The 536-nt window shown below is 49.1% G+C and carries 1 protein-coding gene; it reads right to left on the reverse strand.

The genetic code is table 11. From position 1 onward, the window contains the following. Positions 1 to 536: aminotransferase class I/II-fold pyridoxal phosphate-dependent enzyme (locus R7190_RS30175; protein ID WP_318138249.1), on the reverse strand; the 536-nt coding region annotated here is incomplete at both ends.

A 536-nucleotide genomic window follows, 5' to 3' on the forward strand; every position in this document is an offset into this window, starting at 1 on the left:
CACCAATGTTCACCATTGGATCTTTCTTGGCAGACATCGTGAGCATATCGCCGTATTGATACATTTCACGAATGATTTCCAAAATCGACTTGTCAGCGTAGCCTTCTTCACGCTGTTTGATGAAATAAGCATTCTCACAATAGCGAGCCGAGTCAATCACCACTGGGATATCGTATTTGGTGGCAATTTCGTACACGCTGCGCATGTTTTCCATCGATACCGGTTGGCCACCCGAGCTGTTACACGTCACTGTCGTGATGATGGCACAGATGTTCTTCGAGCCATGCTCTTCAATCGTTTCTACCAGTTTGTTGAGGTCGAAGTTACCTTTCCAATCGTAAGGCGTCGTGGTATCGAACGCTTCTTCCGTCACAACGTTGATAGCCTTACCGCCGTTGAGCTCAATATGCCCCGCAGTAGTATCAAAGTGATAGTTCGAGATGAACACCGGCGTTTCACCGCCACGTACTTGGCGCATACGTTCAATCAGAGCAGGGAACAATATCTGCTCCGCTCCTCGGCCTTGGTGCGCAGGC

It is taken from the genome of Vibrio sp. 1078-1 (genome assembly GCF_033340475.1).